General features: G+C 60.1%; 15 protein-coding genes. 10 read left to right on the forward strand and 5 right to left on the reverse strand.

Annotated features, from left to right (window positions below; translation table 11 throughout):
• Positions 1-78: 78 nt before the first annotated feature.
• Positions 79-1,485, reverse strand: a complete 1,407-nt coding sequence (glnA, locus tag AC1RQI_RS00370; RefSeq protein WP_481903189.1) for a type I glutamate--ammonia ligase — start codon at positions 1,483-1,485, stop codon at positions 79-81.
• A gap of 410 nt (positions 1,486-1,895) precedes the next feature.
• On the opposite strand from glnA, the gene typA reads away from it, so the two are divergent.
• Together typA and pip are read left to right on the forward strand one after the other, a co-directional pair.
• Positions 1,896-3,707: a translational GTPase TypA gene (gene typA / locus AC1RQI_RS00375; protein ID WP_416633603.1), complete on the forward strand. Its 1,812-nt coding sequence runs from the start codon at positions 1,896-1,898 to the stop codon at positions 3,705-3,707.
• A 39-nt stretch (positions 3,708-3,746) separates the two neighbouring features.
• Positions 3,747-4,715 (forward strand): prolyl aminopeptidase, encoded by a 969-nt coding sequence (pip, locus tag AC1RQI_RS00380; protein WP_481903190.1) that lies wholly within the window; start codon positions 3,747-3,749, stop codon positions 4,713-4,715.
• Between the two features lie 38 nt (positions 4,716-4,753).
• Here the strand turns inward: pip and AC1RQI_RS00385 are convergent, their stop codons facing one another.
• Complete coding sequence (locus tag AC1RQI_RS00385; RefSeq protein ID WP_481903191.1) at positions 4,754-5,452, reverse strand: TorF family putative porin; 699 nt, start codon at positions 5,450-5,452, stop codon at positions 4,754-4,756.
• 279 nt (positions 5,453-5,731) lie between these two features.
• Between AC1RQI_RS00385 and dtd the strand changes: the two genes are divergently transcribed.
• From dtd to AC1RQI_RS00410, 5 genes are all read left to right on the forward strand, one after another.
• Positions 5,732-6,190 carry a D-aminoacyl-tRNA deacylase gene (gene dtd / locus AC1RQI_RS00390; protein WP_481903192.1) on the forward strand — a complete coding sequence of 153 codons (459 nt, stop codon included), beginning with the start codon at positions 5,732-5,734 and terminating at the stop codon, positions 6,188-6,190.
• Between the two features lie 73 nt (positions 6,191-6,263).
• Positions 6,264-7,352 (forward strand): porin, encoded by a 1,089-nt coding sequence (locus AC1RQI_RS00395; RefSeq protein WP_481903193.1) that lies wholly within the window; start codon positions 6,264-6,266, stop codon positions 7,350-7,352.
• 3 nt (positions 7,353-7,355) lie between these two features.
• The gene (locus AC1RQI_RS00400; protein WP_481903194.1) at positions 7,356-8,231 is read left to right on the forward strand and encodes a CYTH domain-containing protein; all 876 of its coding nucleotides are present in this window, start codon (positions 7,356-7,358) and stop codon (positions 8,229-8,231) included.
• A 41-nt stretch (positions 8,232-8,272) separates the two neighbouring features.
• On the forward strand, positions 8,273-11,176 hold the full coding sequence (gene glnE / locus AC1RQI_RS00405) for a bifunctional [glutamate--ammonia ligase]-adenylyl-L-tyrosine phosphorylase/[glutamate--ammonia-ligase] adenylyltransferase (RefSeq protein WP_481903195.1): 2,904 nt from the start codon (positions 8,273-8,275) through the stop codon (positions 11,174-11,176).
• A gap of 109 nt (positions 11,177-11,285) precedes the next feature.
• Positions 11,286-13,268, forward strand: a complete 1,983-nt coding sequence (locus tag AC1RQI_RS00410; protein WP_481903196.1) for a polysaccharide biosynthesis protein — start codon at positions 11,286-11,288, stop codon at positions 13,266-13,268.
• A 40-nt stretch (positions 13,269-13,308) separates the two neighbouring features.
• On the opposite strand, the gene AC1RQI_RS00415 is transcribed toward AC1RQI_RS00410, so the two are convergent.
• Positions 13,309-14,346, reverse strand: coding sequence for a DUF2333 family protein (locus AC1RQI_RS00415; RefSeq protein WP_481903197.1), 1,038 nt, complete (start codon positions 14,344-14,346; stop codon positions 13,309-13,311).
• 265 nt (positions 14,347-14,611) lie between these two features.
• On the opposite strand from AC1RQI_RS00415, the gene AC1RQI_RS00420 reads away from it, so the two are divergent.
• From AC1RQI_RS00420 to AC1RQI_RS00430, 3 genes are read left to right on the forward strand one after another with little or no spacing between them, the layout of a single operon-like run.
• Positions 14,612-15,073 (forward strand): hypothetical protein, encoded by a 462-nt coding sequence (locus AC1RQI_RS00420; protein WP_481903198.1) that lies wholly within the window; start codon positions 14,612-14,614, stop codon positions 15,071-15,073.
• Entirely contained in the window at positions 15,006-15,563 is a 558-nt protein-coding gene (locus AC1RQI_RS00425) for a hypothetical protein (RefSeq protein WP_481903199.1), read from the forward strand. The genes AC1RQI_RS00420 and AC1RQI_RS00425 overlap by 68 nt, the downstream gene beginning before the upstream one ends.
• The gene (locus AC1RQI_RS00430) at positions 15,553-16,047 is read left to right on the forward strand and encodes a hypothetical protein (RefSeq protein WP_481903200.1); all 495 of its coding nucleotides are present in this window, start codon (positions 15,553-15,555) and stop codon (positions 16,045-16,047) included. Before AC1RQI_RS00425 ends, AC1RQI_RS00430 begins: the two co-directional genes overlap by 11 nt.
• 131 nt (positions 16,048-16,178) lie before the next feature.
• Here AC1RQI_RS00430 and AC1RQI_RS00435 read toward each other — a convergent pair whose 3' ends face one another.
• A complete protein-coding gene (locus tag AC1RQI_RS00435) occupies positions 16,179-17,192 on the reverse strand; it encodes an MraY family glycosyltransferase (RefSeq protein WP_481903201.1) in 1,014 nt (337 codons plus the stop codon).
• Position 17,193: 1 nt separating this feature from the next.
• Positions 17,194-18,153 carry a UDP-glucose 4-epimerase family protein gene (locus tag AC1RQI_RS00440; RefSeq protein ID WP_481903202.1) on the reverse strand — a complete coding sequence of 320 codons (960 nt, stop codon included), beginning with the start codon at positions 18,151-18,153 and terminating at the stop codon, positions 17,194-17,196.
• Positions 18,154-18,171 lie beyond the last annotated feature (18 nt).

Consider the following 18,171-nt stretch of genomic DNA (forward strand, 5'->3'; position numbering starts at 1 on the left):
ACCAGCTGTAGGCCAATGCAACAAAAAAACCGGCGCGGGTTGCCCCGGGCCGGGTTGTAACAGGTACTGGTTCCGTGTTTATACGGAGTAGTACATGTCGAATTCCACCGGGTGGGTGGTCATGTTGTAGCGGGTCACGTCCTCACGCTTAAGGTCGATGTAGCCCTGGATCATATCCTCGGTGAACACGCCGCCACGGGTCAGGAATTCGTGATCCGCTTCCAGTGCTTCCAGTGCTTCCTGGAAGGTTTCCGCAACGGTCGGGATCTCCAGTGCCTCTTCCTTCGGCAGGTCGTAGAGGTCCTTGTCCATGGCTTCACCGGGGTGGATCTTGTTCTGGATGCCGTCAAGGCCTGCCATCACCAGCGCGGAGAACGCGAGGTAGGGGTTGGCGGACGGGTCCGGGAAGCGCACCTCAACCCGGCGTGCCTTGGGGTTGTTGGTGTAGGGAATCCGGATGGAGGCGGAGCGGTTGCGCGCCGAGTACGCCAGCATAACCGGTGCCTCAAAGCCCGGAACCAGACGCTTGTAGGAGTTGGTGGAAGCGTTGGTGAAGGCGTTGATGCTCTTGGCGTGCTTGATGATGCCGCCGATGTAGTACAGGGCGCTCTCGCTCAGGCCCGCGTAGCTGTCGCCGGAGAACATGTTCTTGCCGTCTTTCACCAGAGACATGTTCACGTGCATGCCGGAGCCATTGTCGCCCACCACTGGCTTGGGCATGAAGGTTGCCGTCTTGCCGAAGGCGTGCGCCACATTGTGAACGCCGTACTTCAGGATCTGGACTTCGTCCGCCTTGCGGGTCAGCGTATTGGCTGCAACACCAATCTCGCACTGACCAGCGGTCCCCACTTCGTGGTGGTGGACTTCAATGTTCAGGCCCATGGACTCGAGTGCCGAGCACATGGCGCCGCGCAGGTCATGCAGTGAGTCCACTGGCGGTACCGGGAAGTAGCCGCCCTTGACGCCGGGCCGGTGACCGGTGTTGTTGCGGTCAAAGTCCTCGCCGGAAACCCAGGCCGCTTCCTCGGAGTGGATTTCGTACATGGCGGAGTCCATGTCCACTTTCCACTTGGCGGAATCGAACACGAAGAATTCGGGTTCAGGGCCGAACAGCGCGGCGTCGGCGATGCCGAGCGACTTCATGTAGTCCTCGGTGCGGCGAGCCACGGAGCGCGGGTCACGCTCATACCCTTGCATGGTGGCCGGCTCAACGATGTCGCAGGTGAGGTTGAGCGTGGGCTCTTCCGCGAACGGATCCAGAGTGACCGCGTTGTCGTCGGGCATCAGGATCATGTCGGATTCATTGATCCCCTTCCAGCCATTGATGGATGAGCCATCAAAGGTGGCGCCATCCGTGAAGAAGTCATCATCCACCTCTTTGGCGGGCATGGTCACGTGCATTTCCTTGCCACGGCTGTCAGTGAATCGCAGGTCGACCCACTTGATGTCGTGTTCCTGGATCAGCTTCATCGTGTTGTTGGACATGTCAGAACTCCATCTATGGTTCATTTGAGTAGAGCAGAGTGCTCGCGGCTCTGGCCCTGCGCACCGAAGTGGGGCCGTTTCAGTTGCCTGATCACCCTTAAGCAAAAGCTTTGCCAATTACGAGTGGTGCCCTTTATTGGCCGCAGAACAGGCAATTGGTCTCATAATGGTGCGCTTCAGGGGTGCCGTAATGCACAGTTTTGGTGCGTTGTGGCTGAGAATGACCTTTTATGGTGCGATTGACCCCGGTGCACCTGGAACCTGAATCAGACAGCCTGACACTCTTTCGCTCATGGAATAAAGCTGTCAGTTGCTGTACAATCCGCGCCTCTGGTTCGGGATGAATCCCCAACCGACCCTCATTTTCACCGCCCTTCATTCGAAATACCAGTGATTCAGAGGCCCTTTTCGTGATTGAGAACATTCGCAACATCGCCATCATTGCACACGTTGACCACGGCAAAACCACGCTGGTCGACCAGCTGCTGCAGCAATCCGGGACCCTGGATCGCAAGTCTACGGATACCGACCGCATCATGGACTCGGATGACCAGGAGAAGGAGCGGGGCATCACCATCCTCTCCAAGAACACCGCGATCAATTGGGGCGAATACCGCATCAATATCGTGGATACGCCCGGCCACGCCGACTTCGGTGGCGAGGTGGAGCGCGTCATGTCGATGGTCGATTCAGTCCTGCTGCTGGTCGACGCCGTGGATGGCCCGATGCCCCAGACCCGGTTCGTCACCCAGAAGGCTTTTGCCCAGGGGCTTGATCCCATTGTCGTTGTCAACAAGGTTGACCGCGAGGGCGCTCGCCCGGACTGGGTCATCAACGAGGTTTTTGACCTGTTCGACGCCCTTGGTGCCACAGAAGACCAGCTGGACTTCCCGGTTGTCTATGCGTCCGCGCTCAATGGTATCGCCGGCGAGGATCCGGATGCGCTTGAAGATGACATGGAGTCGCTGTTCAAGATGATCGTCAACCAGGTGCCGGCCCCGACCGTGGATCCGGATGCCTCGCTGCAGATGCAGGTGTCGTCCCTGGACTACGACCCCTATGTGGGCGTTCTGGGTGTTGGCCGGATCAAGGGCGGCCAGATGCGGCCTGGCCAGCAGGTGACGGTGGTCAACCGCGAAGGCGAGCAGCGCAACGCCAAGCTGCTGGAAGTTAAAGGCTTCCTCGGCCTCAACCGCGTGAATGTGGACGAGGCTAACGCCGGCGACATCGTTTGCATCTCCGGCATCAACAACCTGCGGATCTCGGATACGATCTGCAGTCGCGAAGCACCGGAGGCCATGACGCCGCTGACGGTGGATGAGCCCACGGTGAGCATGACCTTCCAGGTGAATGACTCACCCTTCGCCGGTCTCGACGGCAAGTACGTGACCAGCCGCCAGATCAAGGAGCGCCTCGAACAGGAGCTTCTGCACAACGTGGCCCTGCGTGTGGAGCAGGGTGACGCGGCCGAGAAATTCAGCGTCTCCGGGCGCGGTGAGCTCCACCTGTCGGTGTTGATCGAGAACATGCGTCGTGAAGGCTTCGAGCTGGGCGTTTCCCGCCCGGAAGTGGTGCAGCGTAATAACAACGGCACCACCGAAGAGCCTTACGAGCAGGTGGTTGTGGACATCGAGGAGCAGCATCAGGGCTCGCTGATGGAAGAAATGGGTAACCGTCGGGCCGAGATGCAGAACATGGTTCCCGACGGGCGTGGCCGCGTGCGCATTGATTTCATCATGCCAGCGCGTGGGCTGATCGGCTTCCGCTCCCAGTTCCTGACCCTGACCCAGGGCTCCGGCCTCCTGACCCATGTGTTCGACCACTGGGGCCCGGTTAAAGGTGGCATGGCCGAGCACCGTCACAACGGCGCCATCATCTCCATGGTTAAGGGCACCACTACTGCCTACTCCCTGTTCACGCACCAGGATCGTGGCCGGTTGATGGTTGGTCCCGGCGCTGAAGTCTACGAGGGCATGGTTATTGGTATTCACAGCCGCGAGAACGACCTGACCGTTAACCCCACAAAAGGCAAGCAGCTGACCAACGTGCGGGCTGCCGGGACGGACGAGAACCTGGTGCTGACCCCGCCCATGGAGATGACCCTCGAGAACGCACTGGAGTTCATTGATGACGATGAGCTTGTGGAAGTGACGCCGAATCATCTGAGGATCCGCAAGAAGCACCTGACCGAGGTGGAGCGCAAGCGCGCCAGCAAGAAATAATAGTTGGCCGAAGCAGCCCCGGGCGCCTAGACTTGGGGCATGTTGACGCTCTACCCGGAAATCGCGCCCTATGCCACCCATCGCCTGGACGTGGGCGATGGCCACAGCCTATATCTGGAGGAAGCCGGGAATCCCGAGGGGATTCCCGTGCTTGTGGTTCACGGGGGGCCGGGGGCGGGCAGTGACCCTGCAGCCCGCCGCTTCTTTGATGCCGAACGCTACCGCATCATCCTCTTTGATCAGCGCGGCTCTGGCCGCTCCACGCCCTTTGCCTCTGTAATCAATAACACCACCAGCCACCTTCTGGCGGACATGGAACGCATCCGTGCGTTTCTAGGTATTGAGCGGTGGCTGCTTTTCGGCGGCTCCTGGGGCGCGACGCTGAGCCTGCTCTACACCCAGTCACAGCCGGAACGGGTTCTGGGATTGGTGCTGCGCGGTATCTTCCTTTGCCGGCAACGCGACATCAACTGGTTCCTTCATGACGGCGCGAGCCGTATCTTTCCGGACTACTGGGAAGACTTCATCAGCCTCGTCCCCGAAAGCGGCAGACAGGACCTGGTCCAGGCCTACCACCGCCTGCTCCACAGTGATAATGAGCTGCAGCGGCTCCAGGCCGCCCGCACCTGGGCCATCTGGGAAGCCCGTTGCGCCACCCTGCATCCCAGCCCGGCGGCCGTGGAGCGTTTTGGACACGCGCACCTCGCGCTCTCGCTGGCGCGCATCGAGTGCCACTATTTTCTGAACGGCGGTTTCATCGAGGAAAACCGCATAATGGATAATATTGGGTCTATGCGTGACAAGCCGGCCCGGCTTGTTCATGGCCGATACGACATGGTCTGCCCGGTTGAAAACGCCCTGACCCTGCACAGTGCCTGGCCGGAGGCTGCGCTCTCATTGGTGCGCGATGCCGGTCATGCCGCCTCGGAACCGCCCATCGTGGATGCGCTGATTCATGCTACCGACGCGATGAGTGATCGCTTCGGCCCTGAATTCGGGTTTCAGTAGACCGGGCCGCCCTGCAGGCGGCCGGGGTTCGGGAGGGGTTAAAGGCTGAAGGATTTGGCGTAGGTGGCCTTCAGAAGGGTGGTGCGACGGGTACCATCACTGTTGTCAGCGTCCAGGAGGGTGCTGGCCGTGAAGGAGAGTTCGTCATTGAACTGGAAGCTGATATCAAGGTGGGTCATGTCCTCGCCATAGGTGGGGCTTGGTGAGTCCTCGTCAAAGCTGTGCCGGCCAAGCGTCGCGCTGAACGCGTTATAGCTGTAGCTTGCGGTCATGTACTGGTAATCGGCGCTGGTGATGTCGTGAAAATAGCTCAGCCCCACGTCATAGGCGTTGACGCTTACGATGGCTTCACTGAAATCCGCGAAGCCGGTCTGGCTGATGCTCCTGTCCTGTTCCGGGTAGATGTAGTTCACAACGCTGGCATCCACTGAGATGTCCTCGGTGAGGTCCGTGCCGTAGCCAGCGTAGAGGTCGTACTCCTGGCCGGCGGCACTGTCGCCGCTGGATGCCCAGACGCCCGCGTAAGCGCCCATGCCGCTAGCGACATCCAGACTGCCCGTGACCTGAGCGTCTCCTGCGCCAAGGTCGGTCCCCCGCCACAGGTAGATGTTGGACGCGGAAAAGCCCGCGGTCACGCTGGGCTCAGCCGCGCTGGCCTGGGTCGCGCCAGCAAGGGCGCCCGCGCCGAGCAGGCTGGCAGTCAGGCAGGTCGCAAGACGGAAATTGGGTGTTTGCATGATTGGAGCCTCCGTTGGCTGATTCCTCTGGGTTACGTTGCCGTGCAACTGGTCTGCGTTGGAGCAGGTGCTGTGCCTGATGCTGCAAAAGGCAATAAAAACAACGGTTAATGGCCTTTGGGGCGCTGTCTGTTCCGTTTCAGGGCGGGTTCGCCCGGCTGCTGGTAACCCGAAACAGGGCACACTTAGGGCCAGCGCCTGCTTTTGGTGCATCCTTCCCCGGTGAGGGGAGGAGTGGCACCATCAGGCGCTTGGTCTGCATCAAAGGGAGGAGCGGTTTTGAAAAGTCTGATTCAGCGTGTCAGCAGTGCCAGCGTCAGCATTGATGGAGAGATCGTGGGCGAGATTGGCTACGGCCTGCTGCTGTTTCTGGGGGTTGAGAAAACCGACGGTGCCTCTGAGCAGGGCCGGATGCTGGAGCGAGTGCTGGAATACCGTGTCTTTCCCGATGAACACGGGCGCATGAACCGCAGCCTGCGCGATTGTGGCAGTGATCTGCTGATCGTACCCCAGTTCACACTGGTTGCGGACACTCGCAAGGGCAGCCGCCCCTCCTTTTCCGCCGCAGCCCCGCCCGAGCGGGGTGAGCACTGGTTCAATGCCTTTGTCGAGGCGGCAAAACAGGCGGTGGATGTGGCCCCGCCCGGGATAGGGCATCTCGCCACCGGTCGTTTTGGTGCGGACATGCAGGTACAGCTGGTTAATGACGGACCGGTAACCTTTCTTCTGGAAGTCTAGGGCAGCCGGGCATTTCTTTAGTCGGTCCGGGCATAGTGGTATTCTGCCGGCACTGATCATACGAGGGGGTTCCATGAAGCAGAAAGGATTGGTTTTGGCGCTGGCCGTGGTTGCGGCTGGCGGAGTCCAGGCCCAGGAACGCAGTGGCGATAGCGAACTGACGCTCGCCGAGGTGGACGCACTCACCCACAGGCTGGATACCCTGCCCGAGATCTATGGCCAGCTGGGGCTGGTGATGGAGCACCGGGATAGGGAAAACGTACCGGGTAGTGAAACCGCCTTCCGGGACAGTAACTCCTGGATCGGCCTGCGAGGCACCACCGAGCTCATGCCGGGAACGGAAGGCTTTTTCCGTGCCGAATGGGCGTCGATCCCCTCCGCCGATGACGACGATGAGCGCATGTTCGATGAGCACATGGAATACGCCTACATCGGCCTGGAAGGTGATTTCGGCCGCCTCTGGGGGGGCGTGGACGACACCATCTACGAACAGAAGCTGGATCACGTGGCGAACTTCTTTGAAGGCGAATACCGTGATGAAGACGGAAACTCGGAGCGCCACCTGTTTGGCCCCTATACCACGGGTCGGACCCGACTGGTTCAATACTCGTCCCCTTCCTGGGGGGATCTCCGCCTGCACGGCGCCGTTCAGCTGAAGGAAGACAGGAGTCCGGAAGTCCAGAGCGGTGATGAAAAGGAAGAGCGGCCTTATCAGGCTGTCCTGAGCTATACGCCCGGTCACTGGGAATGGGCTCTGGGTATGGATTCCAATGATGGCGGCGATGTGGTGCCGGCGGGCGCATCCCAAGCCGAGCAGCTCCGTCAGGAGAATGAGAACACCTATGGCGCCCGGATGACGTACCAGGGCGAGGGCTGGCTCCTGACCGCCCAGTATCAGCACCGCAAGGATGTTGCCAGCGTCGCGTCCCTTCTGAGCAGTTACCACATTGGCCCCAATCGTTTCTCGATCGCCTGGGAGCGCGAGCGTAACGAGCTGGCGCCCGGGACCACCGCCACGGAAACCACCAACGCGTACACCGCTCAGGTGCTGCATGACCTCACTGAATCCATGGCGATTTACGTAGAAGGGTACAAAACGTATTCGGACGAACAGACCCCGCACCAGTACGACCTGATGGTCGGCGCCCAGTACCGGTTCTGAACCATGAGCGAGACAGAGCTCAAACTCAGCATGACCCCTGCCAACCTGGATCGGGCCGGGGGCTGGCTGAGCACCAAAGGGGCTGTGGAGCAGGGCGCCCCCCTGGAACTGCTCAACCGCTATTACGACACCCCGGAAGGGGCACTCAATAGGGAACGGGTTGCCCTTCGCGTGCGTGCTACGGGTAGCGGTTACATCCAGACGCTCAAGACCCAGGGTCAGCTCCAGGGCGCCGCCCTTGCCCGGAAGGAGTGGGAATGGCCAAGACCGGACGCATCCCTGGACCTGACGCTGCTGGACGATACACCCATGGCCGGGCATCCCGCACTGGCCCACCTGGAGCCGGTGTTTGATACGGACTTCCAGCGCCGTGTGCTGATGCTGGACTGGTCCGGCAACGGCCAGTGGGCACGCATCGAATGTGCCCTGGACGACGGCGTGATCCGGGCCGGCGGGCGGGAGCAGCCACTGTGCGAGCTGGAGCTGGAACTGGTGGAAGGCGACCCGGCCGTGCTGGCCCATGTGGCCACGGTACTGACCCAAAGCGTTCCGGCGTTGCTCAACAGCATCAGCAAAGCGGAGCAGGGCTATTACCTGGCGGGCATCGGAACCCAGGGCGAACTGGCGCCCGGTGCGGCGCCGGGGGACTGGCTGGATGCCCTCTGCCGCCTCTGGCTTTGGGATGACCCGGCGGGATGGCAGTCGTTGCTGCACGTGCATCGGGAACTGTCCAGCCGTGCAGAGGCGGCTGGCGCCAGCAAGGCCTATCAGGGGGTGACGGCCAGCCTGGAAGCCGCAGCCGAGCAGGGACTGTCCCCCCGGGAAACGCTGATCACCCTGCGGGGGCTGGCGCCACTGCAACTGGCCCTTCTGAGCTGAGCCCGGGGGCCAAACGCGACACCAACAGTAAGGCAATGACCATGATGGATCCTCTGCGGGACGGCGAGCTGGCAGCACTGCCAGGTGCCCTTCAGGACAAGGCCGCCGAAAGCTGGCGAAGCCTGATGGAGGTGGAGGATCCAGCCTGCAGGACGCGCTTTGAGGCTCATCGTACTGGCATCATGCAGGCCATTGCCCGCAGTGACTTTCTGTTTGAGCAGCTGCGTCGCCACGCCGCCACAATGGCGCCGGTGTTTGAAGCGGACCTTCTGGCCAGGCCCTGGTCCCCGGGCGAAATCCAGGCGGATTGGAGCGCCCGGTGTAGCGCCGTTCAGGAGGAGGCAGAGCTCCAGAAGGCACTACGGACCTTCCGGCGGCGCTGGATGTTCCGGATTGTCTGGCGGGACCTGCTGGGTGAGGCAGACCTGGAAGAAACCATGGGCGCCATGACCGAGCTGGCGGATACCTGCATCGATGGCGCTGTGGCCTGGCTCTACGCCGAGGCCTGCCGTGAATGGGGAACCCCCATGGGTCACGATCCCGTGACTGGTGATTACACCGCCCAACCACTGCTGGTGATTGGCATGGGTAAGCTGGGCGCGGGCGAGCTCAACCTGTCCTCGGACATTGACCTGATTTTCGCCTATCCGGCCAGTGGTGAAACAGAAGGCGCCAGGCGCAGCATCGACAACCAGGTCTTCTTCAGCCGCCTGGGCCAGAAGGTGATACGCGCGCTGGACCAGCCCACGGCGGATGGCTTTGTCTTCCGTGTGGACATGCGGCTGCGTCCCAATGGCCAGAGCGGCCCGCTGGCCATGAGCTTTGATGCCCTGGAGGCCTATTACCAGAACCAGGGGCGGGAATGGGAGCGCTACGCGCTGATCAAAGGGCGTGTCATCAACGGCACCAGCGAGCATGCGACGCATCTGCAGCAGCTTCTGCTCCCCTTCGTGTATCGTCGCTACATTGATTTTTCCGCCTTTGAATCGCTGCGTGAGATGAAAAAGCTGATCCAGCGCGAAGTTCGGCGGCGGTCACTGGAAAGCAACATCAAGCTGGGCGCTGGTGGCATCCGGGAGATTGAGTTTGTGGTCCAGGCGTTCCAGCTCATCCGGGGTGGCCGCGAACCTGTCCTTCAGGCGCGCCGGCTCCGCGAGGTGCTGTCGGCACTGGGAACCATGGAGCTGCTGCCGGAGGCAGTGGTCACGGACCTGGACCAGGCCTATGTGCTGTTGCGCAATGCCGAGCATGCCCTTCAGGGCATCGCCGACCAGCAGACCCAAACCCTGCCAGGCGACGACCTCGACCGGGCACGGGTTGCCCTGATCATGGGGTATGGCGACTGGGAAAGCCTGGCTGAAGACCTGCGGATACACCGGGAACAGGTGAACGCCCATTTTGCGGATATTATCGCGCTGGAGGAGGAAGAGGGGGGTGAGGAGGCCGGTCATGACGGCTGGGAGGATCTCTGGGCGGGAACGCTTGGCGAGCAGGCCGCAACCCAGTGGCTGGAACAGGCCGGCTTCGAGTCAGCCTCCGAATCAATGGAGCGGCTCAACGCCCTGCGGGAGAGCCGGGTTGTGGCCTCGTTGCAGCGCGAGGGGCGCCGCCGGCTGGACCGCTTCCTGCCGCGCCTGCTTGCCAATCTGGCGGAAGAAGACGCGCCTTCTGCAGCCCTGGAGCGAGTGCTGCCGCTGGTGGAGGCCGTCCTGCGGCGTAGCGCCTATCTGTTGCTGCTGACGGAAAACCCGGGGGCGCTGCGCGAGCTGGTGCGCCTGTGCGCGGCGAGTCCCTGGATTGCGGCCCAGCTCGCCGAGACGCCGCTTCTGCTGGACGAACTGCTCAATGCCGAAAGCCTTTACACACCACCGGACCGCGATCAGCTGCAGGCAGACCTGAACCAGCAGATGCTGCGCATTCCCCTGGATGATCTGGAAGAGCAGATGGAGGCCCTGCGTCACTTCAAGAAAGCCCACGTGCTGCGCGTGGCGGCTTCCGAGATTCGCGGAACGCTGCCGCTGATGAAGGTCAGTGACTACCTGACCTGGATTGCCGAAGCCGTTCTTGAACATGTGGTGACCCTGGCCTGGCATCACCTCACCCAACGCTACGGAACGCCCACGGATGACCAGGGCGCCCCCATAGAGCTGGACTTCGCCATCATTGGCTACGGCAAGTTCGGGGGCATTGAGCTTGGCTACACCTCGGATCTGGACCTGGTGTTCGTGCACGACAGCGATCCCCAGAATGTGACCGATGGCGACAAGTCCATCGATAACGCGGTTTTCTACGCCCGCCTAGGGCAACGGGTGGTGCACATCCTCCAGGCGCACACGCCCTCTGGCCAGCTGTATGAAGTGGACATGCGGCTGCGCCCCTCCGGCAACTCCGGGCTCCTTGTCTCCACCCTGGATGCCTTCCAGAGCTACCAGGAGCAGGATGCCTGGACCTGGGAGCACCAGGCGCTGGTCCGGGCGCGCTGGGTGGCGGGGAGTCAGGCCTCCGGGGAGCGGTTTGGACGGATCCGCCACAGCATCCTGACCCGTGAGCGCGACCCCGAGGCCCTCCGCGAGGAAGTGGTGGCCATGCGCCAGCGCATGCGGGAAGCCCATGCTTCAACCAGCCCCGACAGCTGTCATCTCAAGCAGGACCCCGGTGGGATCATTGATATTGAGTTCATGGTCCAGTACCTGATCCTGGCATGGGCCCACCAATACCCAGCCATAACAGGCCAGACGGACAACATCCGCCAGATGGAATCCCTGGGGCAGGCGGGTGTGCTGGATACGGCCCTGGCTGAACGCCTGCGGGCAATCTTCATCGCCATGCGCTCCACCATTCACCGGCGTGCCCTGCAGCGGCTGAACAGCGAGGTGCCTTCGGATCAGTTCGAAGCCGAGCGGGGCTTTGTGCTGGAATGCTGGCAGGCGTTGATGGCCCCTTGAAAAGCGGTAATCTTGAAATGAGGTATAAGAAACAGCGATTGCGGACACCGTTGTTATACTGTCCACTAAGGATAATCATCGAGTGATATCAGAGCACTAGGACAGCGTTATGAGCCATACTCTCAGAGGGATAGTCCGTCAGGTTTTTGCACGATTCGCAGCGCTTGACCGTCCCCACAAACGCGTTGTCTCGGTGCTTTCGGATGCTACATTCGTGTTGTTCTCGCTCTGGGCCGCCTTTTCCCTGCGTTACGAAACCCTGTTCCAATTCGAGGGTGGGGACTACTGGGCCCTGTTTGGCATCACCGCCCTGGCAACCATCTTTCTATTCGCCCGGCTGGGCCTTTACCGGGCCGTCATCCGTTACCTCAGCGAGCGCGCCCTGATCACCGTTTTTGCCGGTGTGACCGGCTCCGCGTTGATCCTGATCGCCACGGCCTTTGCGCTCAGGGTGGATATGCCACGGTCGGTGCCGTTTCTGTATGGCGCGCTGGCCTTTCTGTTCGTCACCGGAACCCGTTTCAGTGTGCGTACCGTGCTCAACCGTCCCCGCCACCTGAGCAAGATGCCTGTGTTGATCGTGGGAGCGGGGGACACCGGCATCCAGCTGGCCATGGCCCTCAATCAGGGTGTGGAGTACCGTCCGGTTGCCTTCATCAGCCTGGAGCCGGATAACCATCAAACCACCATCAATGGCATGCCCGCCTACGACCTTGAGCATGCCAGCAAGGCCGTGCATAAGCATCAGGTTGAGCGGATCCTGCTGGCAATTGACGAGAAGGCCGAGGTGGACCGTTGCCAGCTTTTGACGCAACTGGAGGGGCTGCCGGTGCCGGTGCAGACCGTCCCCTCTGTTTCAGAGCTCGTTACGGGCCAGGCGCGCATCAGTGATGTGCGGGACCTGAATATTGATGATCTGCTTGGTCGGGACCCCGTGCGCTATCGCAATGAAGAGGTGGCGGAATCGCTCAGCGGCCGGGTGGTCATGGTCACTGGGGCCGGGGGTTCCATCGGGGCAGAGCTGTGCCGCCAGATCCTGCGGCAGGAACCGGCCGGGCTGGTGCTGTTCGAGCAGTGCGAATTTGCGCTCTATAAAACGGAGCATGAGCTGCAAGTGATCTGTGAGAATGAGGCCCTCGATATCCCCATTCACCCGTTACTGGGCAGCGTGACCCACCGCCGCCGGTGTGAAGGCGTCATGCGGAGTTTTGGTGTCCAGGTCGTCTACCACACTGCCGCCTACAAGCATGTGCCGCTGGTGGAACAGAATGTGATTGAGGGGGTCCAGAACAACGTTTTTGGCACCTGGTACACCGCTGAGTCCGCTATTGCGGTGGGTGTAGAGAAGTTCGTCCTGATTTCCACGGACAAGGCCGTACGACCCACCAATGTCATGGGCGCCAGCAAGCGGTTGGCGGAGCTGGTGCTGCAGGGCCTGGCGCGCCGCCAGCAGACAACCGTCTTTTCCATGGTGCGTTTCGGGAACGTTCTGGGGTCATCCGGCTCCGTGGTTCCGCTATTCCGGGAGCAGATCCGCAAAGGGGGCCCGGTAACCGTGACGCATCCAGACATCATCCGTTATTTCATGACGATCCCGGAGGCCAGCCAACTGGTCCTTCAGGCCGGAACCATGGGGGAAGGTGGGGAAGTCTTCGTGCTGGACATGGGCGAGCCCGTGCGCATTGCGAATCTGGCGCGGCGTATGATCCACCTCATGGGGCTGACCGAGAAAACCGAGACCAATCCCCACGGTGACATCGAGGTGACCTACAGTGGCCTGCGCCAGGGAGAGAAACTCTATGAGGAGCTTCTGATCGGTGATGACCCGCAGGGTACCGCCCATCCACGGATCATGAAGGCACGGGAGGGCGATATGAGCTGGCGGTCACTGGAGCAACTTCTGGAGCAGCTCATGATGGCAAGCCGGAACGTCGACTGTGAACGGGTGGTGCAACTGCTCCGGACCGCCCCCACCGGCTATCAACCCAACGGGAAGGTAGCCGACCTGGTGTGGTGCCAGGGCGGCAGTGAAACCCTGCTCAGCAGTGACATCACCAACCCCGGCGAGACCATCCGGCGTATCGTTGAATAGCCGCCGGCCCGTCGTTCAACACTGGCAGCCTTGAGCCTGTTCACCCGTCCCGCAGCAGGGTGATGATGTTGATGAGCCCGGCGTTGGCGCGGGTCAGGTAGGACGACATCGTCAGCGAGTAGTTGGGAACCAGCCCGAACTGGGAGCCATTGAGGACCATCGGGCTGGTCATCGAGCGCTGGGTGTACTCCAGCTCCCGGATGATCTGTTCAAGGCTCACCATGGCGTTCTTGTCTTCCAGTACGCTGCGGAAATCGCGCTTGAGGGCCTTGAGATAGACCAGCATCGCCCAGGTGGTGCCGCGCGCCTGATAGAACACATCGTCCACCTGCATCCATGAGGTCTGGCTGACCGTCTCTTCAGACTGAACCTTGGCCGCGGCGGCACTGGGGTCATTCGCCAGCATCGTGGCCCGGCGGTTTTCCGCAACGCTCGCGGCCAGGCTCTGGGACATGCTGCCCAGGCGCTTGTTCATCAGGTCCAGTATGGTTGCCAGGTTGTCCGCCCGGGCATAGAAATCCCCGCGGGCGGTATCCGGATTGGTCAGATCCTTGCGGTACGCCCTGAGCTCCTCAATGGCGTTGTTGTATTTCCCCTCAGCAGAGGGAAAGATCCAGCGCTCGCTGTCGTTGTTCAGCAGGATCTGGGCCTGGACCAGGTTCGGATTCTCATTGGACTGCGACTGGGAACGGGAAATGTCGTTGCGAAGGGCCAGTGACAGGTCCCGAGCCTGGCGCAGTGCCCCGGTCTCCCAGGCCGGGATGTTGTCCATCAGTACAAAAGGCGGCAGCACGTCATTGGAGAGGAATCCGCCGCGCTTGTTGACGATCAGCTCCAGGGTGCGGATCAGCGATTCCGTCGTGTAATAGCCCACGGGGGGGTTGTCCTGCCCGGATGAGGCCGTGAACGACTCCTCAAGGTCGCTCTGGCTAGGGGCTTGCGGGGCACTGTTGGGCCAGTACGAAACCACAAACAGTCCCACAAGGAGGACCAGACCGACCACTACTGGTGTCATGATCAGGCTGCGTGTGCGCAGGCTGAGCACGGCGGTTGTCATCCATTCCTTCATTGCATGCATCGTGCGTCTCAGATAGCCCATAGAATTTCCGTCACCGTTGATTACTGACAACTCCAAGGGTAACTGACTTTCGTCGATCCCGGAATCAGTTCAATTCACGCAACCCTAATGCGGACGGTTATTCGAAGCCCCCTGGAATCTGCCTGAACCCAGGGGGGAGCGCGCTGCAAGCTGACGGCATAGGGGTTGACCCAATAGGAAAAGCGGCGATATCGTTCAGGACTGAGTTGTTTCAAACTGACTTCAGGGATGCTTAGCAAAGGAAATGCGCAAACTTATCGCAGCCGCTCTGGTCTCCACTCTTATAGCCAGCCTGGTTTTCTATCTGCCGATATTCAACATTCACGCACTGTTCCATGTTATCCCCTTCTGTGAGGGGCAGGGAGTGCTGCAACGGTTGATTACCATCGTTAATGCGTGCTGGTTTCTGGTCTACTCCATTCAGATTCCGGTTGCAATAATCGCTTTTTATGGATGCCGCTTCCTGTTTTTACGCTTATTAAATGCCGCTGAATTCAGTGTGGTATTTCTAATGTGTTCGACGTTGCTTGTCTTCTTATCAGTCGTGGTCGGTCGCTATCACATATTTGCAGGCATCATGTTTATAGTGCCTTCGATGATTCTGGCAGGACTCACGTTACATCAATCAAGGAGGAAAAATGAAAGATCCAGAGGTGACCTACAATATGCCGGAAACGACCAATGGGAAAATCAAGTACCTCTGTAAAATCATGAACCTCAGGCGTGAACGTTTTTCGCAACTGTCCGATGAAAGGGTGGCACGAGTTCTCACCGGTGTGGTGTTATATCATCACCTTCCTCAATCTCAGAAACCAAGGGTGATGAGGGACGTTCATGAACTGCCGGGACCGTTGGTTGCTGCCGTTATGCCGAAAATCACCGACCCGATGGTTAATAAACTTTGGGGTGTTTGGACTCTTGAGAGTGAGGAATTGTTTGAGTATCAGACGCTCTTTGAAACGGTATCAACTCTGGGTGGTGCCTTGGGGCTCTCTTTTAGTGGGCCTTCGGCGAAGAGTGTGCTCAGTGATCTGAACAGTAAAGTTAGAACGGGAAGTGCGAGTGCCATTAGCAGGTCGTGGTTGAGCTTGGCAGCGACTGCATTGATCTGGGGATTCTTTTGGAATAATGAATGCGCGCGGCGAGCGATCCAGGAAGAAATCAACAGGCGGGCAGGGAAGAAGATTGAACTCTGAATCCGTATCGATTTCCACTATTGGATTCAACGTTGCTTTTGCGAAATGGTACCGGATCCTAACGGGCCTCTCCATTCCTCTTCTTTTCGGTATTTTTCTTTTGCTCGAAATGAGTGTGGGTATACTCAGGATGGAGTTCACGAGCGTAGTAATCGTACTAGTAGTCTTCGTCGGGTATGTTTTTGTTACAGATTTGCCCGATTATCTGGGCCAAATTGGGAGACAGGACCGGATTTTATTTGAATGCAATGATTATCAGGTTCGACTCTATCTGGATCGTGAATATGCATTTGAACTGGAAAATCTCGAAACTATCTATGCCGAAGAAGGGGTTGGCCCTTTCAGGCAAAATACAATTACCATAGAGCATGGAGGGCAAAAGCAAGTGCTCGAGACACCTTTGAAGTATACGCCACTCTTCAGGGCCATCAATCAGCTAGGCAAGCGGATCAAAAGGGTCAGTGACCCGAGTTCGCCTGACTAAGCATCTCAGAACCTGCCGCCCCTTCTTAATCCCAGGGGGCGGCGTCAAGCCTGAGCGGCAGAGCGGAAATCCGACGACGTGTCGGCCGGTTCAATCCTGAGCAGTGTAAAGCGTCATTTCTGGAGTGAAAGTCATGCCGAAGCTCCGGCTTTAAACCAAAGCGCCAGTGCCACCAAGGGCAACCAGGCAATAACAAGGACCAGCAACACCGGGAGTGACGATACGACGCCCAGAATCGCCATCGGGGTAAGCCAGGCCAAGTTGATCACGCCAACCGCGAGTGATACTGGGGTATGGCTGCCGTAATAGCGTGCCGCCACCTGGTACGCATGGGTGCAGTGGGGCTGGTCGAACTTTTCGCCACGCAGAACCCGGCGCAGGAGCGTCAGGGTGGCATCCACCACAAAAGTCCCCATCAGGATGACCCACGCCATTAACAGCTCGGGCTGCAACATGCCCTGCCAGACGGCAATCAAGCCAATGCTCAACCCCAGGAACCCACTGCAGCCATCCCCCATGAAGACACGGGCGTGCGGAAAGTTCCAGAACAATACGCCAAGCCCGCTGCTGATCATCAGCTTAAGCAGTAGGCTGGCCTCCCACACACCGGCGTACGCCCCGGCCAAAAGCCCCCCCAGGGCGACGGTGATCAGCTCAATGGCGGCAATACCATTGATGCCATCCATGAAGTTATAGAGGTTGAGCCCCCAAACCAGAACCACCAGTGCCAGAAGGTTACCGAACAGCCCCAGATCCACGGGTTGCTGCCACAGCACCACCTCTGGTAGTCCGCCCAGAAAGTACAGGCCCCAGGCGGCCCCAACAAAATGCCAGAGCAGGCGCCACTGTGTGGGTATAGGGCGAAGGTCGTCCAGCAACCCCACCGCGGCAACAATCACCCCGGCGCCACTGAGTGCCAGAAAAACCGGGGCACGGATTTCACCATGCCACGCCAGGGCCGCCAGTGCGGCGAGAACCACCAGAATGAGCGCCACGCCGCCGCCTCGGGGCGTGGGCTGGTGGTGGGAGCTGCGCGGCGTGGGCACATCAATGACGCCGTGGGACAGCGCCAGATGGCGGAAGGCGCCGGTCAGCATCAAGGTCACAATCAAGGAAACCCCAATCAAGGGAGCGGACGTTATCATGTCAGTGTTGTTCCATTCGGTTCGCCGTCTGTTGTAGGCCGTCTGCCAGCGATAGGGGGGGCGTCCATCCCAACGTTTGCCTTGTATGGCTGATATCCAGCTGCAACGAGCCAAACAGGCGTTGATAAACCGCTTCCTGGCGGGTCAGCTTCGCCCCCAGCTTTATCGCCCAGGGCGGCACCGGTATCAATCGTGCCCGGCACCCCAGTGCCGCTGATGTCATCCGCAGTAGTTGGGTCGTGGAGACATCCTCCCCATCACTGACCAGAAACGTCTGGTTCGCAGCGCCGGGATGGGCCAGGCAGGTGGTGATGAAATCCACAAGGTTGTCCAGTGCCAACAGCGAACGGGCGTTATTCGTGCGGCCCAGCGGCAACGGAATACCGCGCCTGAGCCAGTGCATCATGGCCGCAAAATTCGCGTTCACTCCAGGCCCATACACCAAAGGGGGTCGGATGATCACCACCTCCATCCCCGTTTCCGCTGCAGCATCACGCAACTGCTGTTCGGCCTCGGCCTTCGACCGGCTATAGGCGCTGCTGGGCGCAAGAGTGTCATCAATGTTAAACGGCCTTCCTGCTTGCGTAAACTCGCCATGCACCTTGGCGGTGCTTACAAACACGAAACGTCGGACACCGGCCCTGGCGGCCTGTTCACCCAAAGCCCGGGTGCCTGCCACGTTCGTGCGCTGAAACGCTTCATGGGTTGCGTCTGACTCATCAAACACATGCGCCTTGGCCGCCAGGTGAACCACAGAGTCCACCCCCTTAAGCGCTGCCGCCCAATCCGTCTCTCCATCAATTGCCCCGGTCACCACTTCGGGAGCGGAAGTGTCCAGCAGGCCCTCGCGCCGCACGGCCGCCTTCACCGGCACCCCATGCAGATGCACAAGGTGGGAAACCAGCCGCTGGCCTATGAATCCATTGGCGCCGGTTACCAGAACACACGGTTGGTAGCTCATGTTGGTTCCATCCATCGA

This window comes from Salicola sp. AFF1 (assembly GCF_056783195.1).

What these genes read in the sequence shown, in the direction of transcription:
- AC1RQI_RS00395 (WP_481903193.1), top strand. Translation starts at nt 6,264, where the DNA reads ATGAAGCAGAAAGGATTGGTTTTGGCGCTGGCCGTGGTTGCGGCTGGC.
- AC1RQI_RS00415 (WP_481903197.1), bottom strand. Translation starts at nt 14,346, where the DNA reads ATGCATGCAATGAAGGAATGGATGACAACCGCCGTGCTCAGCCTGCGC.
- AC1RQI_RS00440 (WP_481903202.1), bottom strand. Translation starts at nt 18,153, where the DNA reads ATGAGCTACCAACCGTGTGTTCTGGTAACCGGCGCCAATGGATTCATA.
- glnA (WP_481903189.1), bottom strand. Translation starts at nt 1,485, where the DNA reads ATGTCCAACAACACGATGAAGCTGATCCAGGAACACGACATCAAGTGG.
- AC1RQI_RS00420 (WP_481903198.1), top strand. Translation starts at nt 14,612, where the DNA reads ATGCGCAAACTTATCGCAGCCGCTCTGGTCTCCACTCTTATAGCCAGC.
- AC1RQI_RS00410 (WP_481903196.1), top strand. Translation starts at nt 11,286, where the DNA reads ATGAGCCATACTCTCAGAGGGATAGTCCGTCAGGTTTTTGCACGATTC.
- AC1RQI_RS00435 (WP_481903201.1), bottom strand. Translation starts at nt 17,192, where the DNA reads ATGATAACGTCCGCTCCCTTGATTGGGGTTTCCTTGATTGTGACCTTG.
- AC1RQI_RS00385 (WP_481903191.1), bottom strand. Translation starts at nt 5,452, where the DNA reads ATGCAAACACCCAATTTCCGTCTTGCGACCTGCCTGACTGCCAGCCTG.
- AC1RQI_RS00400 (WP_481903194.1), top strand. Translation starts at nt 7,356, where the DNA reads ATGAGCGAGACAGAGCTCAAACTCAGCATGACCCCTGCCAACCTGGAT.
- glnE (WP_481903195.1), top strand. Translation starts at nt 8,273, where the DNA reads ATGATGGATCCTCTGCGGGACGGCGAGCTGGCAGCACTGCCAGGTGCC.
- pip (WP_481903190.1), top strand. Translation starts at nt 3,747, where the DNA reads ATGTTGACGCTCTACCCGGAAATCGCGCCCTATGCCACCCATCGCCTG.
- AC1RQI_RS00425 (WP_481903199.1), top strand. Translation starts at nt 15,006, where the DNA reads ATGAAAGATCCAGAGGTGACCTACAATATGCCGGAAACGACCAATGGG.